Here is a 20,630-nt window from a genome sequence, read left to right on the forward strand (position 1 = left end):
ATGTCCGCAAGCCTGGCCAAGGCATTCTCGTGCGATATCGACGAATCGAATCTGCCGGTGCGCGCAGAACAATTGCGCGCGCGGCTGCGCTCTTACCCGTTGCTGATAGCCGGGCAGGCCGTGATCGCCTTGCTGCTGGTCGAATTGATGTGGGGCAGGGTGCCGCACGTCACGTTGCTGTCATGGATAGCGACGCTGTTCGCATTCCTTCTGGTAGAAATCTTCATGATATGGCGTTACCGCAAGGAGATGGGCACGCTGGAGGAATGCCGGCGCTGGCGCACACGATTTGTCGTGCTGGTCAGTTGTGTGGGCGCGGTGTGGGGTGCGGGCGGGCTGTTGTTGTTCGTTCCTGGCGACCTGGCCTATCAGGCCATGCTGATCTGCGTGGTATTGGGCGTGGCAGCCGGGGCCGCGACGACCAACCCGGTCTTTCCTCCGGCCCTTTATATTTTTGTCACGCTGCTGATCCTGCCGATCATTGCGATAAATGTGGCGGTCGGCGACCGTTCACACCTCATTCTGGCGGCGATGCTGGTGGTGTATCTGTTCTTTGTGCTGAATGCCGGAAAGGATCTGGGCCGCACTTTCGAACAATCATTGCGCGGCAGGCTGGAGAACGAGCGGTTGGTCGGACAATTGACCTGGGAAAAACAGCGTGCCGAACAGGCGAGTCTGATGAAATCGAAGTTTCTGGCTGCGGCCAGTCACGATTTGCGCCAGCCGATGCATGCGCTGACCTTGTTCGTCGAGGCGCTCAAGGGGCATGTCAACGGGCGCGAGGGGGTGGAGCTGGTCGGACAGATAGACCGTTCGGTCGAGGTGCTCGGCACGATGTTCGACGCGCTGCTGGATATTTCCAAACTGGATGCCGGCGTGGTGCAGCCGCATGAGGAATCGTTCGCGATCCAGGCCGTGCTGGACCGGATGCATGCCGAATTTTCCCGGGTGGCGCAGGGGAAGGGGCTGCGCTTCGTGGTGGCGGATTCCGACCTGATGGTCTATAGCGATCCGTTGTTGCTGGAGCGCATCCTGCGCAACCTGATCACCAATGCCATCCGCTATACCGAACAGGGCGAAGTGGCAATAGTTTGCCGGCAGGAGGGTGACGATCTGGAACTGGAGGTGAGCGATACCGGCATCGGCATCGCGCAGGAACACCTGCCGCATATCTTCGAGGAGTATTACCAGGTCGGCAACCAGCATCGCGATCGCAGCAAGGGGTTGGGGCTGGGATTGTCCATCGTGAAGCGCATTGAACAGTTGCTGGGCTACCGGATGAAGGTGAAGTCGATACTGGGCGGCGGGAGCAGCTTCATCCTGCAGATTCCGATGCGTGCCGGATGTTATGATTGCCAGCGTCGGGATCGCATAAGTGAGGGAGGGGACGTACCATGAAGATTCTGCTGGCAGACGATCATGCGCTGTTCCGCGAGGGGTTGCGCTATGTGTTGCAGCAATTGCCGGAAGTTTGCGAAATACTGGAAGCCGGAAATTTTCCGGAAGCGCTCAGGTTGGCCGAGCTGCATCCGGAACTGGATCTGGCCTTGCTCGACCTGAACATGCCGGGCAGCGACGGGCCGGTTTCCGTCAAATTCTTTCATCAGCGTTATCCGCATATCCCGGTGGTGGTGGTGTCCGGTGAAGACGGGCGCGGCAATATGGAAAAGGTGATGAATTCCGGTGCGATGGGCTTCGTATGCAAGAGTTCGACCGCTCCGGTGATGTTGAGTGCCTTGAGCCTGGTACTTTCCGGCGGGGTGTATGTTCCGCCGCAGATCCTGCAATATCGCAGCGTTGGCGGCGAGGATGATGGCGAACAAAAAGACGGCCGCAGCCCGAACACCAACGAGTTCGGTCTGACGCCACGCCAGATGCAGGTGTTGAGGCATCTGGCCGCGGGCTTGACCAACAAGGAGATCGCCGAGACGATCCATCTTGCGGAGGGAACCGTCAAGATCCACGTGGCGGCCGTCTACCAGACCCTGCGCGTCAGCAGCCGCATGGAGGCGGTACGGGTCGCCGAGCAGTTGGGGCTGGTGGGTGTCGATGGCTGAGGCCGATCACACCTCCCCGGCAGGCAGGATGTTCGCACTGTTGCGCGAGTCGCGCTGGCTGCTGCTGGTCGCAGCTGCCCTTTATCTGTCCATCTCCCTGTATGGTTACCATCGCGCCGACCCGTCCTGGTCAAATACTGCCAGTGGTGCGCTGACCGTCAATCCCGGCGGTGTGCTCGGTGCGTATCTTTCCGACCTGCTGTTCTATCTGTCCGGCTTTTCGGCGTGGTGGTGGGTGGTGTTGATGCTCGAGCGTATCTGGGCGGGATACCACAACCTGGCCGCCGATAGTATCTTCGACAAGCGCGCCCTGTGGGTCTCCGTGGCGGGGTTTCTGGTGCTGTTGCTGGCCAGTAGCGCGCTCGAGGCGATCCGTTTGCATACCCTGCAAGTCACACTGCCGCTGGCGCCGGGCGGGATGCTTGGCATCATGCTGGGCGATGCGCTGACGCGCATGCTGGGTTTTACCGGTGCGACCCTGTTGTTGCTGGCATTGATGGCCACCGGCTTCAGCGTGTTCAGCGGACTGTCGTGGCTGCGCTTCATGGATCGTCTCGGGGCGCTGCTGGAATCCGCCTTCCTGTGGCTGCGTAATACCTGGCAAACGCGCCAGGACAAGCGTATCGGCGTGCAGGCGATGAGCGAACGCGATGCCATCGTCGAGGAAGAGAAGCGCCGTGTCGAGGAGCACCTGCCCATCCATATCGAGATGCCGGTGATGGAGGTGACCAAGTCGGCACGGGTGGTCGAAGAGAAGCAGGCGCCGCTGTTCTCCGACATGCCTGATTCGCCGCTGCCGCCACTGCATCTGCTTGATCAGGCCACGCATCAGGTCGAGGTGGTTTCGGCAGATACGCTGGAATTCACCTCGCGCCTGATCGAGCGCAAATTGAAGGATTTCGGCGTGGCGGTGAAGGTCGTCGCCGCCTATCCCGGGCCGGTGATCACGCGCTACGAGATCGACCCGGACGTCGGCGTGAAGGGCAGCCAGATCACCAATCTGGTGAAGGATCTTGCGCGCGCGCTGTCGGTGGTCAGCATACGCCTGGTCGAGACCATTCCCGGCAAGGCCTATATGGCCCTGGAACTGCCCAATGCCAAGCGTCAGATGGTGCATCTGTCGGAGATACTCAGTTCGCAGGTGTATGCCGACATGCATTCCGCGCTGACGATCGCGATGGGCAAGGATATCTCGGGCAAGCCGGTGGTCGCCGACCTGGCCAGGATGCCGCACGTGCTGGTGGCGGGCACCACCGGTTCCGGCAAATCGGTGGCGATCAACGCGATGATCCTGTCGCTGTTGTACAAATCCACACCGCAACAGGTGCGCCTGTTGCTGATCGATCCGAAGATGCTGGAACTTTCCGTCTATGAAGGTATTCCCCACCTGCTCGCGCCGGTGGTCACCGACATGCGTCAGGCCGCTTCGGGGCTGAACTGGTGCGTGCAGGAGATGGACCGTCGCTACCGGCTCATGTCCCATTTCGGTGTGCGCAACATCGCCGGATACAACCAGAAGCTGCGAGATGCCCTGAAGTCGGGAGAGCCGCTCGCCCATCCGTTCTCCATCACGCCTGAGAGTCCCGAGTTGCTGGAAGAGTTGCCGCTGATCGTGGTGTTCATCGATGAGTTGGCCGACCTGATGATGGTGGTCGGCAAGAAGATCGAGGAATTGATCGCGCGTCTGGCGCAGAAAGCGCGCGCATCCGGCATCCATCTGGTGCTTGCCACGCAACGCCCGTCGGTGGATGTGATCACCGGCCTGATCAAGGCCAACGTGCCGACGCGCGTGGCATTCCAGGTGTCGAGCAAGATCGATTCGCGCACCATCCTCGACCAGATGGGGGCGGAAGCCCTGCTGGGACAGGGCGACATGCTCTATCTGCCGCCCGGAACCGGCCATCCGCAACGCGTGCATGGCGCTTTCGTGTCCGATCAGGAAGTGCATCGCGTCGCCGAATACCTGAAGGAGCAGGGCGAGCCCAACTACATCGATGGCGTGCTGGACTCGCCGGAAGAATCCGGCGAGGGGGGCGAGGGCGGTGCCGGCCTGGACGCCGAAGCCGACCCGTTGTACGACCAGGCGGTGGAGATCGTGCTACGGAACCGCCGCGCATCGATCTCGCTGGTGCAGCGCCATCTGCGCATCGGCTACAACCGCGCCGCGCGCCTGGTCGAGCAGATGGAGTCCGCCGGCATCGTTTCGCCGATGCAGAGCAACGGCAACCGCGAAGTGCTGGCGCCGGCCCGCCACGAATAGATCATGCTGAGGAATATCTGTTTCATTGTTCTGTGTGTCGCTTCGTTCAATGCCGGGGCGGGCGCGATCGAAAAACTCAAGTCCTTTGTTGCGGCGACGCGTTCCGCGCAGGCGGAGTTCACCCAGTTGGTGCTGGATCAGAACGGCAGGCGCATCCAGAGCGCTTCCGGCCTGATGCAATTCCAGCGTCCCGGCAAATTCCGCTGGACCTACCGGAAACCCTACGAGCAGATCATCGTCGGCGACGGTGAGCAGTTCTGGCTGTATGACCTGGATCTGAACCAGGTGACGGTCAGGAAGCTGGATGCGGCGCTGGGCAGCAGTCCGGCCGCGCTGCTGTCCGGCAGCAACGAGATCGAGCGCGGCTTCGATCTGCGGGATGTCGGCACAAAGGACGGGTTGGAGTGGTTGCAGGCCATACCCCGGACGCAGGAAAGCAGCTTCGAGAAGATATTCATGGCTTTTGACGCGCAAGCCGAACTGGCCGTCATGGAACTGTACGACGCGTTCGGGCACAAGACCGTGCTGCGTTTTTCCGGGATGCGGCGCAACCCCGGGATCCCCCCGCAGCAGTTCAGGTTCGTGCCGCCCGAGGGCGCGGATGTCTTCAGCGACTGATTGCGCGGCGCCATATGTCCACCGGCAATCTTTTTGAATCCGCTTCGCCCGCCGCACCGCTCGCCGAGCGGCTGCGTCCCGGGCATATCGACGAGGTCATCGGGCAGGTGCATCTGCTCGGCGAAGGCAAACCGCTGCGCCTTGCATTCCGATCCGGAAAATTGCATTCGATGATCCTGTGGGGGCCGCCGGGCGTGGGCAAAACCACGCTGGCGCGCCTGATGGCGTCCGCCTTCGATGCCGAGTTCGTGCCGCTGTCGGCGGTGCTGTCCGGGGTGAAGGACATCCGTGATGCCATCGCCCAGGCCGAGCTCATGCTGCAACAGCGCGGACGCCATACCATCCTGTTCGTGGACGAGGTGCACCGTTTCAACAAGTCGCAGCAGGATGCGTTCCTTCCGTTCGTCGAGCGCGGGCTGGTGACCTTCATCGGGGCGACCACCGAGAATCCCTCGTTCGAGGTGAACGGCGCGCTGCTGTCTCGGGCACAGGTATACGTGCTGAAGTCATTGTCGGAAACCGAGATGGACGAGCTGTTCGCGCGCGCGCAGCTGGCGGCATTGCCCGATATCGCGTTCGATGCGGCCGCCCGGGAGCGCATCGTCGGTTATGCGGATGGTGACGCGCGCCGCCTGCTGAACGTGCTGGAACAGTTGCAGACCGCTGCCGCGACTGCGGGGGTGGGTAACATCGATATCGCCTTCCTCGATGCCACGCTGGCGCAGAACCTGCGCCGCTTCGACAAGGGCGGCGAGGCGTTCTACGACCAGATATCCGCGCTGCACAAGTCGGTGCGCGGCTCCAACCCGGATGCGGCGCTGTACTGGTTCACGCGCATGCTGGATGGCGGCGCCGACCCGCGCTATCTGGCGCGGCGCATCGTGCGCATGGCCTGGGAGGACATCGGGCTGGCCGACCCGCGCGCCATGCAGATATGCAACGAGGCGGCGCAGACCTACGAGCGTCTCGGCACGCCGGAGGGGGAGCTGGCGCTGGCGCAGGCCGTGTTGTATCTCGCCGTCGCGGCCAAGTCGAATGCGGGATACGTCGCGTATAATGCCGCCCGCGCATTCGTCAAGCAGGACGGTTCGCGCGAAGTGCCGCTGCATCTGCGCAATGCACCGACCAAGCTGATGAAGCAACTGGATTACGGCAAGGACTACCGCTATGCGCACGATGAAGCGGAGGGATATGCGGCGGGCGAGAATTACTTCCCGGATGGCATGCCCGCAGTGAGTTTCTACGAGCCGACCGGGCGCGGGCTGGAAGCGAAGATCGCCGAAAAACTGGCAAGGCTTCGCGAGATGGATGCGCAGGCGGGTGGGCCGGACACGGTCGCTAGGAAGGATTCTGGCGGGTAGTGCGGGGGCTGTAGCGATAATTACGAAGCGGATGTTTCACGCAGTACAGAATATTTTTACAGGATTTTTATGATCATTCTCGGCATCAACGGCAACCGGCGCGAACACAACTCCGCCGCCGCAATTCTGGTCGATGGCAAGCTCGTTGCATCTGTGGAAGAAGAACGCATCTCCAGGATCAAGGGGGATAATGCCTATCCGGTCGGGGCCATCGCGGAAGTGTTGTCCATCGCGGGGGTGAGCGAGCGGGATGTCGACATGGTCGCGCTGGCCAGCCTGTCGCGATGGGAGCAGAAACCTTATCTGGACAGGCTGTTCAGACGGATATCCGCCCTGCGCAAGCAGGAGCCGGAACTGAACAAGTTCTACTGGAAACACCAGTTCGAGCGTTATGTGCGGGTATTGCGTCCGCGCAGGAAGCCGGCCGGCGTGCTGGCCGGCAAGCCGACGCAGACGGTCGAACATCATCTGGCGCACGCGGCCTCCGCCTATTACGCCTGTCCGTTCGGCGACGAGCGCATCGGCGTGATCACACTGGACGGCGCGGGGGATTTTTCGTGGGGGTCGGTATGGGTAGGCGCGAACGGAAAGTTGCAGGAGATCACGCATCTGCCCTACCTGAACAGCATCGGCCTGCTGTATTCCGCCATCACCCATCATCTGGGTTTTATCGCGGGGCGCCATGAGGGCAAGGTGCTGGGGCTGGCCGCTTTCGGCAATCCCGAACCGTTCCTGTCGCGCCTGATGGCGCATACCAACCCTGCCGACTGGGATGCGCTGTTCGATGCAAAGCTGACGCGCGTGCCGTTACGGCCGGTCTCGCCGATGGGACGCGTGGTGGTGCAGGAACTATGCGGCGAACTGTCGCGCGAAGACATCGCCGCCGGGTTGCAGGCTTACACCGAGCAACTCATTTGCGCGTGGGTGCAGGATCATGTGGCCGAATTGAAGGTCAGCAAACTGGCGCTGGCCGGCGGGGTGTTCTCCAACGTGAAGCTGAACCAGCGCATCCTTGCGTTGCCGGGGGTCGAGAATATCTACGTCCACCCCAACATGGGCGACGGAGGGCTGGCGACCGGCGCCGCATTCGAGGCGCTGTCGCGTTTGCGTGGCGGTCTGCATCCCGAACTGGGGCAGGTCTATCTGGGCACCGAGATCAATCGCGAGAACGCATTGCAGGCGTTACAAAAGCTCAACGTGAATTACGAGGAGCCGGAAGATCTGGCGCAAGCTGCCGCGCAGCTGCTCACCGACGGCAAGGTGGTGGCGCGCGCGGATGGCAAGATGGAATACGGCCCGCGCGCGCTGGGCAACCGCACCGTGATGGCGCCCTGCCACGACCCGAGCATCAACCAGTGGCTCAACAAGAAATTCGCGCGCACCGAGTTCATGCCTTTCGCGCCTGTCGTCCTGCACGAGCAGGCCGGGGAATATTTTCCGGACTGGAACGAGGGCCATGTTTCCGCCCGCTTCATGACGGTTACCTATGATGCTTCGGATACGGCGAAGAAGAACATCCCCGCGGCGGTGCATGTCGATGGTACGGCGCGTCCGCAGGTGATCCGCCGCGAGGACAATCCGGACTACTACGACATCCTCAAGGGGTATTACGCGCTGACCGGCGTGCCGAGCGTGATCAATACCAGCTTCAACATGCACGAGGAACCCATCGTGCGTACTGCCGAAGAGGCGATCCTCGCATTCCAGGCGGCCAGGCTGGATGCCTTGGTGCTGGGGCCATTCCTGATCCGCGCGAAAACTGAATGAATCTGAAGAGATAAGATATGCTGGATATACAGACATTACGTAATGACTTGAATAACGTAGCTAGTCGCTTGAAGGACGAGCGTCGCTTTGATTTGGATACAAGACGGTTCGAGCAGATGGAGGCCGAGCGCAAGACGATACAGACGCGCACGCAGGAGCTGCAGGCGAAGCGCAATGCGACTTCCAAACTGATCGGGCAGGCCAAGGCCAAGGGCGAGGACACGACAGCCATCATGGCCGAGGTGGGGGCGCTGGGCGATGAACTGAAGCAACTGGAAGCCAAACTGCCGCAAGTGCTCGCCGAATTGGACGCCTTCCTCGCAGTGATCCCGAATTTGCCGCATGCCAACGTGCCGGTCGGCAACTCGGAAGCGGACAACGTCGAGACGCATCGTTTCGGCGAGCCCAGGAAATTTGACTTTGAAGTGCAGGACCATGTCAGCATCGGTGAAGGACTGGGCGGGCTGGATTTCGAGACCGCCACCAAGATCGCCGGTGCGCGCTTCTCGCTGTTGAAAGGCCCGCTGGCGCGCATGCACCGCGCACTCGCGCAGTTCATGCTGGATACTCATACAGAAAAGCACGGCTACACCGAGACCTATGTGCCTTATCTGGTAAACGCCGATTCGATGCGCGGCACCGGGCAGTTGCCGAAGTTCGAAGAGGATCTGTTCAAGATAGTATCTGGCGATGCCGGCGTTGCAGCGACGATCCGCGATATAACGACAATGTCGCGAGATGATATGGAAGGTATTACTCCATCCATCAAATCGTTTTATCTGATTCCCACCGCCGAAGTGCCGGTGACCAACATGGTGCGCGACGAGATCGTGCCCTTGGAAAAACTGCCGCTGAAGTACGTTGCACATACGCCGTGTTTCCGCAGCGAGGCCGGTTCGTATGGACGCGACACGCGCGGCATGATCCGTCAGCATCAGTTCGAGAAGGTGGAACTGGTCCAAATGGTGCATCCGGACCATTCCTATGCCGCGCTGGAAGCGCTGCTCGGCCATGCCGAGGTCATCCTGCAGAAGCTCGGCCTGCCGTATCGCGTGGTGAAGCTGTGCACCGGCGATATGGGATTTTCCGCCGCGACCACGTACGACATCGAAGTGTGGCTGCCGGCGCAGAACACCTACCGCGAGATATCTTCCTGCTCCAATTTCGAAGCCTTCCAGGCGCGCCGCATGCAGGCGCGCTTCCGCAACGCCGCTGGCAAGCCGGAACTGCTGCACACGCTGAACGGCTCCGGGCTGGCGGTGGGCAGAACCTTGGTCGCAGTCCTTGAGAATTGCCAGAATGCCGACGGCAGCGTGACTATCCCCGAAGTGCTGCGCCCGTACATGGGTGGCATGGAGAAACTTTCCAAGTAGGACGCAAAATGAGAGTCGTTCATCTACTCGGCATCGCAGGCGTTCCTGAGAACGAGACCGAAGCGGCGAAAAAATGGGCTCTCCGGCTGGAATGGCCGATGGTGGCGGTGGCGCTCTGGATCGTGGTGCAGTGGTATCTGGAAGAGACCGGTACGCTCTCGCATACCGTGGCGCGTACTGCCGACTGGCTGGTGTGGCTCGCGTTCCTGATCGAGACCTGGATACTCACCCGGCATGTCGGGAACAAGCGGGGTTATTTGCTTGGCAATTGGCTGAACCTCGCCATCATCATCGGCGGTTTTCCCGCGTTCTGGGAATACGCTCCGCTGGCAGGGTTGCTGCGCAGCCTGCGTTTGCTGCTGGTGCTGGCGCTGCTGGTGCGCATGTCCAAGTCGGCGCGCAAGCTGCTTTCCAAACACAATCTCGGCGCGACACTGGTCGTGGCGTTCGTCACCATGCTGCTGTCCGGTATCATCATGTCGCGCATCGATCCCTCGGTGGGCGATGTGTGGGACGGCATGTGGTGGGCATGGGTCACCATGGCCACCGTGGGCTACGGTGATGTGGTGCCGCACACCGGTGCGGGGCGGTTGTTCGCCTCCCTGGTGGTGCTGTTCGGGGTGGTGTTGCTGTCCATGCTGACTGCCAACCTGGCGGCATTTTTCGTGGGGAGCGATGTGGAACGTGTGGAGAAGGAAGAAAGACAGGCGGACAGGGCGCTCAAGGATATTTCCATGCGGTTGCAACGTATCGAGCGTCTGCTGGAACAGCGCAATAACCGGAACGACTAGTTAGTCCAATAGCTTTCTAAGCGGCTCTATCAGTCGATAAGATACCGATTCCGACGCGTCCGACGCTTGATCGGACTCCAGACGTTTGAGTATGTCGTAGTAGCTGCGGATGCTTTCCACCAGGATCACCGCCTCGCCGCCACGCGCATATCCGTATTTCAGTCTCTCGTAATAACCTGGCTGGTTCAGTTTGGGCATCCATTTCTTGACGTCCACCCAGTTGTCCGGATTGAGCCCGGCGCGAACGGTCAGGACGCGCGCATCTTCAAGATGCCCGTAACCCTGATTGTAGGCGGCCAACGCCAGCCAGGTGCGATCCGGTTCGGGGATGCGTGCCGGCATCTGTTCTTTGAGCCATACCAGGTATTTTGCGCCAGCAATGATACTTTCGCGCGGATCGAGCCGGTTCCGAACCTTCATCTGGTCCGCCGTCGCATCGGTCAACATCATCATGCCGCGGACGTTGGTAAAGGATGTGGCAAGCGGATCCCACTGCGATTCCTGATAGGACAACGCCGCCAGCAGGCGCCAATCCTCGCCGGTGACAGCGGCAGCCTCCTCGAACAGGTGGCGGTAACGCGGCAGTATGGTTTCATAGCGACTGATGAAGGCGGCCGCATCAAGCGAGTGCAACCGGCTTCTGTGCCCATAGTAACGATCCAGCAAGCGGTTCAGCGTTCCGTCCTTCTGGATGCGCGCGAAGAAAACCTTCACCTCGCGAACAAGCTCTGGATCGGCGTCCATGGAAAACGCCCAGGCCAGCTTGGAAGGCGGGCCGATATCGAAGGCTGTTGCCAAGTTCGAATGATAGTTGCGCGCATCGGCAAGTTGCAGTTCATTAGCCACGGTGCAATCCAGCAAGCCTTCAGATACTTCCTGCAATAATTCTCTGACGGTCACATTGAGGCGGGATTGCCATTGCAGCGAAGGCGACTTTTCGAGAGCTTCGCGTAGCGCGACTTCCTGCGCCGAGCCGGCAACGACAGCCAGATTTTCTTTGGTCAGATCGGTCAATTTCTTCGGGAGGATATCTTCGCGGCTGCATACCACCTGCTCGCGCACCGTTTGATAACTAGGCCCGAAGTACAGCGAGTGGATATTGACCTCGCTGCGTAGCGAGGCGGCAGCGAGATGCGCGCGGTGCTTGCGCAACGACCTGTCAATATTGTCTGGGGGGACGGGTGTCAGTTCAACGGAGGTGTGCAGATGCTGGCCAAAGAGCAATGCCATCTCTCGTTCGAACTCGGCAGATGCACCCCTTGAAGCCTCGGGTACGATAACCAGCAATCGGCCGTCTCGCCAAGCGGGAAGCTGTTCGCTGCAGCCCGCCAGCAACAGACATATGCTGCCGATAATCACCTGCAAGCGCCGGGTCGGATTCCACATGGGGGGACATTCTGCACTAAATCGGAGGTTGCTGGTAGAATGCGCGTCCTTCGGAGAGGTGGCAGAGTGGTCGAATGTACCTGACTCGAAATCAGGCGTACGGTAACCCCGTACCGAGGGTTCGAATCCCTCCCTCTCCGCCAGATGCCAGATTGCTGATTACGCCTTCATGTTCGGCATGCACTAATCCTGAGCATTTTTGATGGGTATGCGCGTAATTAGTGCTGATTTCCCCTTTACTCCCCCCTGACTGGTATGCCATTATTGCGCAGCTTTTTAAGCTGTATGGAGAGGTGTGCTGTTTCACGCGTTGTTTTTCGAGTGAAAGGCTCGCCGTTTTTAACTTAGCTCTCGGGAGGAGATACTTGTGGAAGCGAATCAAGCGACACCAGTAAAGTACGATATGGATGTGGTCCGGTGGTTCACCATCGCGGCTGTCATCTATGCAGTGGTAGGTACGCTGATCGGTGTGTACGTTGCAGCCGAATTGGCGTGGCCATTTTTGAACTTTGATATTGCTGAAATTACCTTTGGACGCCTGCGTCCTCTGCATACCAATGCGGTGATCTTTGCGTTCGGCGGCTGTGTGCTGATGGCAACCGGCTACTACATCGTGCAACGCACGGGGCAGACCAAGCTGTGGAGCAACAAGCTGGCATGGTTCAACTTCTGGGGCTGGAATCTGATCATTGTTCTGGCTGTGATCACTCTGCCGCTGGGGATGTCTTCCGGCAAGGAATACGCTGAGTTGCCTTGGTGGGTGGATATCATGATTGCGGTTGTGTGGTTGTCGTTCGGTTTGAACCACATCATGACCACGGCGATCCGCAAAACTTCGCACATCTACGTCTCGAACTGGTTCACCATGGGCATGATCGTCATGATCACTTACCTGCACGTTGTGAACAGCATGGCGATCCCGGTGGATATGGTGACTGCCTATTCCGTCTACTCCGGTGTGCAAGATGCCATGATTCAGTGGTGGTGGGGTCACAATGCGGTTGGTTTCTACCTGACCGGTGGTTTCCTCGGCATCATGTACTACTTCATTCCCAAGCAGGCAGGTCGTCCGGTGTTCTCGTATCGCCTGTCCGTGTTGCACTTCTGGACGCTGACCTTCGGTTATGTCTGGCTGGGCGCACACCATCTGCAATACACTGCGCTGCCTGACTGGACTGGTTCCCTGGGTGCTGCGGTGTCCCTGGCGATGATCATCCCGTCCTGGGGTGGTGCGATGAACGGCATGATGACGCTGTCCGGTGCATGGGACAAACTGCGTACCGACTACATCCTGCGCTTCCTGGTGACTGCGATGGCGTTCTACGCGATGTCCACCTTCGACGGTCCGGTGATGTCCATCAAGACCGTGAACGCGCTGTCGCACTATACTGACTGGACTGTGGGTCACGTGCATGCGGGTGCTCTGGGCTGGATGTCCATGATCTCCTTCGGCGCGATCTATCACTTGATCAAGAAGCTGTGGAATACCGAGATGTATTCCGAGAGTCTGGTTAACGTGCACTTCTGGGTGGCTTTGATCGGTGCGGTGATTTATATCGTGTCGATGTGGGTGTCCGGGATCATGCAGGGTCTGATGTGGCGCGATTACGACGAATTCGGCACCTTGACCTACACCTTCGTTGAATCCGTATCCGCGATGCATCCGTACTACGTGATGCGTACCGTCGGTGGTGCGATCTTCAACCTGGGTACATGGATCATGTTGTACAACGTGGTGATGACAGTGCGTCAGGCAAGTGCTGCACGCGGTGTTCAAGCTGCGCCAGCTAAAGCATAAGGGGAGAAAAACATGTCTGATCACGATCATATTTATTCAACCAAGTTCCAGGACAAGATCGAGCGCAATACGCTCCTGATGTTCGTCCTGACGGCAGTTGCGGTGGCGGTTGGCGGTATCGTCGAAATCGTGCCGCTGTTCTATCTGCCAAACACCGGTATGTCTGGTGGCGACGGTACTTTCAACGGCACCCAGCACAAGGATGCGAACGGCAACGTGATTCCGATGGACAAGATCGTCTGGAATCCTGCCACCTCCGCACACAAGACGCTGGATGAGTGGCAGGCCGGCGACGGTGTTCGTCCTTATACCGCGCTGGAAACGGCTGGGCGTTATGTGTACATTCGCGAAGGTTGTTTCCTGTGCCATTCGCAGATGATCCGTCCGTTCCGCGACGAAAAGGATCGTTATGGTCATTACTCGATCGCCGAAGAGTCCATGTACGACCATACCTACCAGTGGGGTTCCAAGCGTACCGGCCCGGATCTCGCGCGCCTGGCTGGCAAGTACTCTGACGAATGGCATCGCAAGCACTTGAAATATCCCCGCGATGTGGTTCCCGAGTCCGTGATGCCTAACTTCTTCTTCTTGGAGAACAATCCGATCGATGTGGAGAAAAACCGCAAGACGATGGAAGTTATGACTCAGATGCCGTTCAACCCGGTTCCCAAGAGCATCTACTCTGACGCTTATATCGCGAGCGCCAATGATGAGCTCCAGGGCAAGACGGAAATGGACGCAATGATCGCCTATCTGCAATCCTTGGGTAATCACGTGAAGTTCGAAGAAGGTGTGAACTATCGTGACTAAGCTGATGGACTACCTGCACACGGATTGGGCAGCGATGACCCGCAATGACTGGCTGGGGGTGTTCTTCACCGTAGCCGCGTTTGTGGCGATGGTTGTGGTCTATGTGCTGGTGTTCAATCCTAAGAACAAGGATGCGTTCAACTCGCAGGGCGATATGGCCCTGCGGGATGAGGACGATTACAACAATTCGGGAGAAAAAAAATGAGTGACAATCAAAACTCCGGTGGTGTGCCAACCACGGGGCATGTGTGGGATGATGATTTGGGCGACTTGATCAATCAGCCGCCGAAGTGGTGGATGCTGGGTCTGACGGCCAGTGCGATTTGGGTGGTGGTTTATTTTATTATGTATCCATCCATTCCCTTGGCAACAAACGGTACCTTCTGGAAGGGTGTCGGTCTGCCAGGTTCCGGCCAGTGGTCCGCCATCAAGGAGCTGGAAGCTGATCAGAAGGTTCTGGACGACTACCGTGGCAAGTGGGAAGAAAAGCTGAAGGACATGACGCCGGCCGCCATTTTGGCGGACGATGAGATGACCAAGTACTCGCAGGCTTCCGGCAAGGTGCTGTTCAGCGACAATTGCGCAGGTTGTCATGGTCAGAACGGCGTGGGTACGATTCAGTCCGGCAACAAGTTCGCCATGCGTGAACAGGGCCTGATGGCGCCGGTTCTGCTCGACGACGACTGGCTGTTTGGCGGCTCCATCGACGCTATCCATGAGTCCATCCAGAATGGCCGTCAGGGCATGATGATGGCACACGAAGGCATGGTGTCCGATGCTGATATCGACACGCTGGCCAATGCTATCGCCAAGGGTGAGCCGGCTTCCACGCCGCTGTTTGCGGCGAGCGGCTGTACAGCTTGTCACGGCGAAGACGGCAAGGGCGTGCAGGCCATGGGTTCGGCCAACCTGACCGACAAGGTCTGGCGCTTTGACGGTTCTGTGGAAGGCATCAAGCACACCATCAAGTATGGCGTGAATTCCGGCAATCCGAATGCGCGTGTCGCAGTCATGCCCAACTTCACTGAAGGCGGCAAGCTTTCCGCTGTCGACATGAAGAAGCTGGCTGTCTACGTTCACAAGTTCGGTGGTGGCCAGGCGGATGCAGCTCCCGTTGTCGAGGCTCCTGTTGTCGAGGTCGCGTCTGAGGTAGCCGCTGCATCGGCGCCTGCTGCCGAGTAAATGTCCATTTGACTGCACGGCGATAAGCCGTGCAGGTTTTTGAAAGGAAATCAAAATGTCACAAGACTTTGTATACTGGGGCTTGATGATCGGCACGGCAGGCGCATTCGCTGTGGTAATCGCTGCGTTGGTCTGGCTGTACTTCAATTCCAAGAAGAAGTCTGGCGATAAGTAATATTGCCGGACCAGGGAAGGAGGAGGCTAGCCTCCTCCTTTTTTCATTCCGGGATAATGGCCTTCAGGTGGCCCCTGCGTAAATTCTTCTCTTGAGGGTAGAGTTTAGGCAGGGATTTACTTACATGGCTGCGCTGAAATGCGTTGTTTCATAGCAAGTCATCTTTGTTTAATCTTTCGGCTCTCGGCGCTATACGGCATTGAAAAAAGAGCCAGCGCTCATGCAACGAGTTGCCATGAAGAACGAAGAAGGCTTCGAGTCGTAATATTGGACTTATTTAGCATTAGCTTATATATTGAGCGCCCAGCCATAAGGGCGTCATAAAACCATCAGGAGCGGGCATGAGCGAACCGGTACAGAAATCAAATTCGGAGGTGGGTAGCGTTACGGGTTTATACCGCGAACATGAAGAATGGGCGGTCAACATGGGTGAAAAGACCATCCATGCCAAACGCATGCCGGGCCGTTTCCGAACCCTGAAATACATTACCGAGTCGTTCTGGCTGATTTTCTTCTTCGCTCCCTATTTGCGCTGGGATGGCAGGCAGGCCTTGTTGCTGGATGTCAATAATCGCCAATTCCATATCTTTGGTCTCACTATCCTGCCGCAGGACATCTGGATGGTTTCATTGCTGTTGCTGCTGCTGGCGATGACCCTGTTTGCGATCACCTCGGTTGCCTCGCGTGTGTTTTGCGGCTATTTCTGCTTCCAGACATCATGGGTCGATCTGTTCACATGGGTCGAGGAGAAAATCGAGGGGCAACCGAATGCCCGGCATAAGCTGGATGCCGCCCCGTGGAATGGCAACAAGATTCTCAAGAAGGCAAGTAAGCATGCCATATGGATAGCCATTTCCATCTTCACTGGAATCAGCGTTACGGTCTGGCTGGAAGATGCATTTCAGTATTGGCACGATCTGGTGAGGTTCAATCTGACGTTGCTGGAATGGTCGACATTGATTGCATTCACTTTGGGCACATATTTTTTGGCGGGTTTCCTGCGTGAGCAGACCTGCCTGTGGTTATGTCCCTATGCCCGCATCCAGGGCGTGATGGCTGATGCGCAGACCATATTTCCCACCTACGACGAGAAGCGTGGTGAGCCGCGCGGCAGGATACGCCGTGGTGCAGCCAGTGCCGAAGATGGCAAGTTGGGCGATTGCATCGATTGTTTCCAGTGCGTGCAGGTGTGTCCAACGGGCGTCGATATCCGCGAGGGGCAGCAGTTGGGCTGCATTACCTGCGGCCTTTGTCTGGATGCATGCGACTCGATCATGGACAAGATTGGGCGTCCACGCGGGCTGATACGATATGCTTCGCTGGAAGAAATGGAAGGACGGCCGGCGCACAAGCTTCACCAGCATCCGCGGACATGGGTTTACATCGGCATTATTTTTGTGTCGCTGCTCGGCATCATCTGGGGCCTGACCCATCTGGGCTCACTGACGCTGAGGGTGGCGCCGGAACGGCAGCCGCTGTATGTGCTCATGAGCGATGGATCGATCCAGAACAAATACACCTTCAAGGTGCTGAACAAGACCGACAAGGATGTTTACGTCAAGGTCAGCGCAGAGGGCGGTATCAGGGATCAGGTTATCGTCGATTCAGACAATAAACAATTGGCGATCCACGGCAAGGCGACGGCGTTTACCGTGTTCGTCAGGGCGCCGGCAGAGAATGTCGCGCAGGAAGTGACCAAGCTCAAATTCCGCGTGGTGAACGTGGATGATCCGACGATGACAGCGGAATATGACACCATGTTCAACGCTCCCAAGCGCTGACCGGGAAACTATGTACAGGAGATTGCCTTGATTTCACAAAAACACAAAGGCTGGCGCAATCCGTGGGTATTCGGGCTGCTGGCGATCATACTTGCCGGGGTGTTGGTCAACGGGCGTTTTCTGTGGAATGCGCTGCATCATCCGATGCGCCTGCTTGACGACAACTACAACGTCAAGGCGCACAACAAGTACGACGCAAAGTGGGTGCAGGAGCAGGCGGAGCGATCCACGCTGGGTTGGCAGGCCAAGCTGCATTCGTCCCACCAATTGCAGAACGACAGCATGGCCACGCCTGATGCGGCGAGATTTATTCTCCTGGCCAGTCCGGCGGATTTGAAGTTGGCGTTGAATGACCACGATGGGCAACCGGTGCATGGTTTGAAAGTGGAAGTCGACGCACAATGGCCGGCTGATCCTGCTTTCGATTTCAAGGGCTCCATGTATGAGGCGGCAGCCGGGCATTATGAAGGCAGTCTGAAGTTTCCGCGGCCGGGCAATTGGGATCTTCTCATCAGGGCGAAGCTAGAAGATCGGCAATTCCACATGGAGCAAAAGGTATTTGTAGCCATTCCAAAACAGTAACCGCGATCAATTGAATGCAGCATACTGAAGACGGCGACCTTGCTCATGCAGGGTGTTTCCATTGCGGCTTGCCGATCGCGGCCGATGCCGATTACCACAGCAGACTCGAGGGAGAATTGCGCGACTTCTGCTGTTTTGCCTGTCAGTCGGTGTGCGAAGCGATCTATGAGGCCGGACTGCAAGGCTATTATCAGCGTACGCCTCAAGGCACGCTTCTGGCGCCTCCCCCCACCCCCCCCAGAGACATAGAAATGTACGACCTTGACGAGGTGCAACAGGACTTCGTCAATCGTCAGGGCGAGCTGCGCGATGCGCACTTGCTGGTGGAAGGAATCCATTGTGCCGCCTGCGTCTGGTTGATCGAGCGCGGCATGATGCGAATTCCCGGCGTGCTGACGGCAAACGTCAACATGGCCGGCAAGCGCTTGCATCTGCGCTGGGATGACCGAGGCGTCAAGCTTTCCAGCCTGATCCGCCAGTTATCCAGCATAGGTTATGCAGGTGTGCCATACGATCCCGAAGTCGCCGAAGGTTCGATGAAAAAGGCCAACCGCGCGATACTGTTCCGTTTGTTCTTCGCGGCATTTGCCATGATGAACCTGAACCTGATCGCGATCGCGCTCTACAGCGGTGCCGACAGGGGGCAATTCGTGGACTTTTTCCACTGGATGGCCTGTGCGCTGGCGACTCCCACATTGCTGTATTCCGGATTCCCGTTCTTCAAGGGTGCATGGAGCGGTTTACGCAACGCGCGGTTGACCATGGACCTGCCGATAGCGCTCGGTCTGTCGGCTACTTACTCCTATTCGCTTTACGTAACACTGGGCGGAGCCGGCGAGGTGTATTTCGATACGGTAACCAATCTGACCTTCGTGATATTGATCGGCCGCTATCTGGAGGGCATGTTCCGTCATCAGGCGGTGGCTGCGACCAGTCGCCTGATGGATCTTCAGCCGCGTGTGGCGACCGTACTGCGGGATGGAGAGGAAAAGATCATATCGGTACGTGCGATACAGTTGGAGGAGCGCGTACTGGTTAAGCCTGGCAGCAAGATCCCGATGGACGGTCTGGTTTGCGAGGGGCGATCATCGGTCGATGAGTCGATGCTGAGTGGCGAATCGGTTGCTGTAAGGAAACAAACCGGCGACCATGTCTCGGCGGGCACACTGAATGGTAGCGGAGCTCTTGTGATCGAGGTGCAGGCGACATCGCAGGACTCCATGCTGGCCAAGATCATTCGGCTCGTTGAAGAGGCGCAGTCGTCCAAGGCGCCGATCCAGAGGATATCCGACAGCATCGTGCCATGGTTCGTGCTGGCAACTCTGGTTTGCGCGAGCATCACGTTCTATATCTGGTCAGCAGATTTCGAGATGGCATTGATGGCAGCCACCTCCGTCCTGATCATCACCTGCCCCTGCGCGTTGGGCATGGCCACGCCGATGTCGATTGCAGTCGCGTCCGGATTGGGGGCCAAGCACTGCATTCTGGTGAAGAATGGTGTGGTGCTGGAGACCCTGTCCAAGGTCACGCATTTCGTATTCGACAAGACCGGCACGCTGACCGAAGGCAGGATGCGCACCGAGCAGGTGATTGCCGCATCCGGACGGGACGAGGACAGCCTGCTGGCCTTGGCGGCAGGAATCGAGCGCTTGTCGGAGCACAGCGTGGCCCAGGCCATCGTCAGGGCCGCCGATGAACGCCAATTGCCCTATCGCAACATCGCGGTGCGCGGATTCCATGCGTCGGCTGGCGCCGGTGTGGAGGCCGAGTCCGATGGTCGGCGCATTTTGCTGGGGACATCGGAATGGCTAGGGCAACACGAGGTCACCTTGCAAGGCGACCTGTTGCGGATGCGCGCGGAATTCGAAGAGCAGGCCAAGACCTGCGTACATATGGCAGTGGACGGGCAACATGCCGCCGTCATCGTGCTGGCGGATACGCTGCGTGCCGATGCGCAAAGCCTGGTGAATACCCTGCGCGGGGCCGGTATCGGCATGACCCTGTTGAGCGGAGACCGCAAGCCGGTGGTAGACGCCATCGCGCGTCAACTGGGCGGAATGGAGGTCATCGCCGAAGTGCTGCCGCAGGACAAGGATCGGGTCATCCAGCAATTGCAACAGCGCGGGGAGTGCGTGGCGATGGTGGGTGACGGTGTCAACGATGCGCCGGCCCTGATTCGTGCCGATGTCGGAATCGCACTGGGATCCGGCACGGATGTGTCAGTGGAAAGCGCGGACATCGTGCTGATGCAGAACGAGCTCGACAAGGTCCGTCTGGCAACGTTGCTGTCGCGGCGCACATTGCGTACCATTAAGCAGAACATCGGCCTGTCGTTCGTCTACAACAGCATCATGGTTCCGCTGGCAATGATGGCCCATGTGACGCCGCTGGTGGCCGCGATCACCATGCCGATCAGCTCGTTGCTGGTGATCGGGAACGCGGCGCGTATTCGCAACCTGTTCAAGGGATAAACAAATGGAAGTGATCTACAGCCTCATTCCCGGTATGACCTTTTTCGGTCTGGTGTTCGTTGCGATCCTCATCTGGGCGGTTAAGAAGGGGCAATACGAAGACATGGAAGGCAATGCAAGCCGCATCCTGCTGGACGACGATGAGGATGCGATGCTGATCAGCTCTCCTGGCCAGAAGGCACCAAAGGAAAAGGGCTCTTCGGTATCCGGACAATGAT

General features: G+C 58.5%; 17 protein-coding genes and 1 tRNA gene. 17 read left to right on the forward strand and 1 reads right to left on the reverse strand.

Annotated elements, in window-relative coordinates; genetic code table 11:
- From IPM27_09630 to IPM27_09665, 8 genes are all read left to right on the forward strand, one after another.
- Entirely contained in the window at positions 1-1,398 is a 1,398-nt protein-coding gene (locus IPM27_09630) for a hypothetical protein (GenBank protein ID MBK9161803.1), read from the forward strand.
- Positions 1,395-2,057 (forward strand): response regulator transcription factor, encoded by a 663-nt coding sequence (locus IPM27_09635; protein MBK9161804.1) that lies wholly within the window; start codon positions 1,395-1,397, stop codon positions 2,055-2,057. The genes IPM27_09630 and IPM27_09635 overlap by 4 nt, the downstream gene beginning before the upstream one ends.
- Positions 2,050-4,317 (forward strand): DNA translocase FtsK 4TM domain-containing protein, encoded by a 2,268-nt coding sequence (locus tag IPM27_09640; protein ID MBK9161805.1) that lies wholly within the window; start codon positions 2,050-2,052, stop codon positions 4,315-4,317. The genes IPM27_09635 and IPM27_09640 overlap by 8 nt, the downstream gene beginning before the upstream one ends.
- Before the next feature lie 3 nt (positions 4,318-4,320).
- Entirely contained in the window at positions 4,321-4,935 is a 615-nt protein-coding gene (gene lolA / locus IPM27_09645; protein ID MBK9161806.1) for an outer membrane lipoprotein chaperone LolA, read from the forward strand.
- A 14-nt stretch (positions 4,936-4,949) separates the two neighbouring features.
- Complete coding sequence (locus tag IPM27_09650; protein ID MBK9161807.1) at positions 4,950-6,296, forward strand: replication-associated recombination protein A; 1,347 nt, start codon at positions 4,950-4,952, stop codon at positions 6,294-6,296.
- 69 nt (positions 6,297-6,365) lie between these two features.
- Positions 6,366-8,063, forward strand: coding sequence for a hypothetical protein (locus IPM27_09655; GenBank protein ID MBK9161808.1), 1,698 nt, complete (start codon positions 6,366-6,368; stop codon positions 8,061-8,063).
- A 17-nt stretch (positions 8,064-8,080) separates the two neighbouring features.
- Positions 8,081-9,436, forward strand: a complete 1,356-nt coding sequence (gene serS, locus IPM27_09660) for a serine--tRNA ligase (GenBank protein ID MBK9161809.1) — start codon at positions 8,081-8,083, stop codon at positions 9,434-9,436.
- Positions 9,437-9,444: 8 nt separating this feature from the next.
- Entirely contained in the window at positions 9,445-10,227 is a 783-nt protein-coding gene (locus IPM27_09665) for a two pore domain potassium channel family protein (protein ID MBK9161810.1), read from the forward strand.
- On the opposite strand, the gene mltF is transcribed toward IPM27_09665, so the two are convergent.
- Positions 10,228-11,613 carry a membrane-bound lytic murein transglycosylase MltF gene (gene mltF / locus IPM27_09670; protein ID MBK9161811.1) on the reverse strand — a complete coding sequence of 462 codons (1,386 nt, stop codon included), beginning with the start codon at positions 11,611-11,613 and terminating at the stop codon, positions 10,228-10,230. It abuts the gene before it with no gap.
- A gap of 52 nt (positions 11,614-11,665) precedes the next feature.
- On the opposite strand from mltF, the gene IPM27_09675 reads away from it, so the two are divergent.
- The 9 genes from IPM27_09675 to ccoS all read left to right on the forward strand — a co-directional run bounded on the left by IPM27_09675 (position 11,666) and on the right by ccoS (position 20,629).
- A tRNA-Ser gene (locus IPM27_09675) sits at positions 11,666-11,756 on the forward strand.
- A gap of 260 nt (positions 11,757-12,016) precedes the next feature.
- Positions 12,017-13,411: a cytochrome-c oxidase, cbb3-type subunit I gene (gene ccoN / locus IPM27_09680; GenBank protein ID MBK9161812.1), complete on the forward strand. Its 1,395-nt coding sequence runs from the start codon at positions 12,017-12,019 to the stop codon at positions 13,409-13,411.
- A gap of 12 nt (positions 13,412-13,423) precedes the next feature.
- The gene (gene ccoO, locus IPM27_09685) at positions 13,424-14,221 is read left to right on the forward strand and encodes a cytochrome-c oxidase, cbb3-type subunit II (GenBank protein MBK9161813.1); all 798 of its coding nucleotides are present in this window, start codon (positions 13,424-13,426) and stop codon (positions 14,219-14,221) included.
- Positions 14,214-14,426, forward strand: a complete 213-nt coding sequence (locus IPM27_09690) for a CcoQ/FixQ family Cbb3-type cytochrome c oxidase assembly chaperone (GenBank protein MBK9161814.1) — start codon at positions 14,214-14,216, stop codon at positions 14,424-14,426. The genes ccoO and IPM27_09690 overlap by 8 nt, the downstream gene beginning before the upstream one ends.
- A complete protein-coding gene (locus IPM27_09695; protein ID MBK9161815.1) occupies positions 14,423-15,403 on the forward strand; it encodes a c-type cytochrome in 981 nt (326 codons plus the stop codon). Before IPM27_09690 ends, IPM27_09695 begins: the two co-directional genes overlap by 4 nt.
- A gap of 516 nt (positions 15,404-15,919) precedes the next feature.
- Positions 15,920-17,359: a cytochrome c oxidase accessory protein CcoG gene (gene ccoG, locus IPM27_09700; GenBank protein ID MBK9161816.1), complete on the forward strand. Its 1,440-nt coding sequence runs from the start codon at positions 15,920-15,922 to the stop codon at positions 17,357-17,359.
- 27 nt (positions 17,360-17,386) lie between these two features.
- The gene (locus tag IPM27_09705) at positions 17,387-17,941 is read left to right on the forward strand and encodes a FixH family protein (protein ID MBK9161817.1); all 555 of its coding nucleotides are present in this window, start codon (positions 17,387-17,389) and stop codon (positions 17,939-17,941) included.
- A gap of 14 nt (positions 17,942-17,955) precedes the next feature.
- A complete protein-coding gene (locus IPM27_09710; GenBank protein MBK9161818.1) occupies positions 17,956-20,412 on the forward strand; it encodes a heavy metal translocating P-type ATPase in 2,457 nt (818 codons plus the stop codon).
- 4 nt (positions 20,413-20,416) lie between these two features.
- Positions 20,417-20,629 (forward strand): cbb3-type cytochrome oxidase assembly protein CcoS, encoded by a 213-nt coding sequence (gene ccoS, locus IPM27_09715; protein ID MBK9161819.1) that lies wholly within the window; start codon positions 20,417-20,419, stop codon positions 20,627-20,629.
- Position 20,630 lies beyond the last annotated feature (1 nt).

The sequence above is a fragment of the Nitrosomonadales bacterium genome (genome assembly GCA_016716325.1).
Lineage (GTDB): Bacteria > Pseudomonadota > Gammaproteobacteria > Burkholderiales > Gallionellaceae > Gallionella.

Bases quoted from the DNA above. Each gene is read 5' to 3' on its own strand.
- IPM27_09630 (MBK9161803.1), top strand. From the start codon at position 1: ATGTCCGCAAGCCTGGCCAAGGCATTCTCGTGCGATATCGACGAATCG.
- IPM27_09635 (MBK9161804.1), top strand. From the start codon at position 1,395: ATGAAGATTCTGCTGGCAGACGATCATGCGCTGTTCCGCGAGGGGTTG.
- IPM27_09640 (MBK9161805.1), top strand. From the start codon at position 2,050: ATGGCTGAGGCCGATCACACCTCCCCGGCAGGCAGGATGTTCGCACTG.
- lolA (MBK9161806.1), top strand. From the start codon at position 4,321: ATGCTGAGGAATATCTGTTTCATTGTTCTGTGTGTCGCTTCGTTCAAT.
- IPM27_09650 (MBK9161807.1), top strand. From the start codon at position 4,950: ATGTCCACCGGCAATCTTTTTGAATCCGCTTCGCCCGCCGCACCGCTC.
- IPM27_09655 (MBK9161808.1), top strand. From the start codon at position 6,366: ATGATCATTCTCGGCATCAACGGCAACCGGCGCGAACACAACTCCGCC.
- serS (MBK9161809.1), top strand. From the start codon at position 8,081: ATGCTGGATATACAGACATTACGTAATGACTTGAATAACGTAGCTAGT.
- IPM27_09665 (MBK9161810.1), top strand. From the start codon at position 9,445: ATGAGAGTCGTTCATCTACTCGGCATCGCAGGCGTTCCTGAGAACGAG.
- mltF (MBK9161811.1), bottom strand. From the start codon at position 11,613: ATGTGGAATCCGACCCGGCGCTTGCAGGTGATTATCGGCAGCATATGT.
- ccoN (MBK9161812.1), top strand. From the start codon at position 12,017: ATGGATGTGGTCCGGTGGTTCACCATCGCGGCTGTCATCTATGCAGTG.
- ccoO (MBK9161813.1), top strand. From the start codon at position 13,424: ATGTCTGATCACGATCATATTTATTCAACCAAGTTCCAGGACAAGATC.
- IPM27_09695 (MBK9161815.1), top strand. From the start codon at position 14,423: ATGAGTGACAATCAAAACTCCGGTGGTGTGCCAACCACGGGGCATGTG.
- ccoG (MBK9161816.1), top strand. From the start codon at position 15,920: ATGAGCGAACCGGTACAGAAATCAAATTCGGAGGTGGGTAGCGTTACG.
- IPM27_09710 (MBK9161818.1), top strand. From the start codon at position 17,956: ATGCAGCATACTGAAGACGGCGACCTTGCTCATGCAGGGTGTTTCCAT.
- ccoS (MBK9161819.1), top strand. From the start codon at position 20,417: ATGGAAGTGATCTACAGCCTCATTCCCGGTATGACCTTTTTCGGTCTG.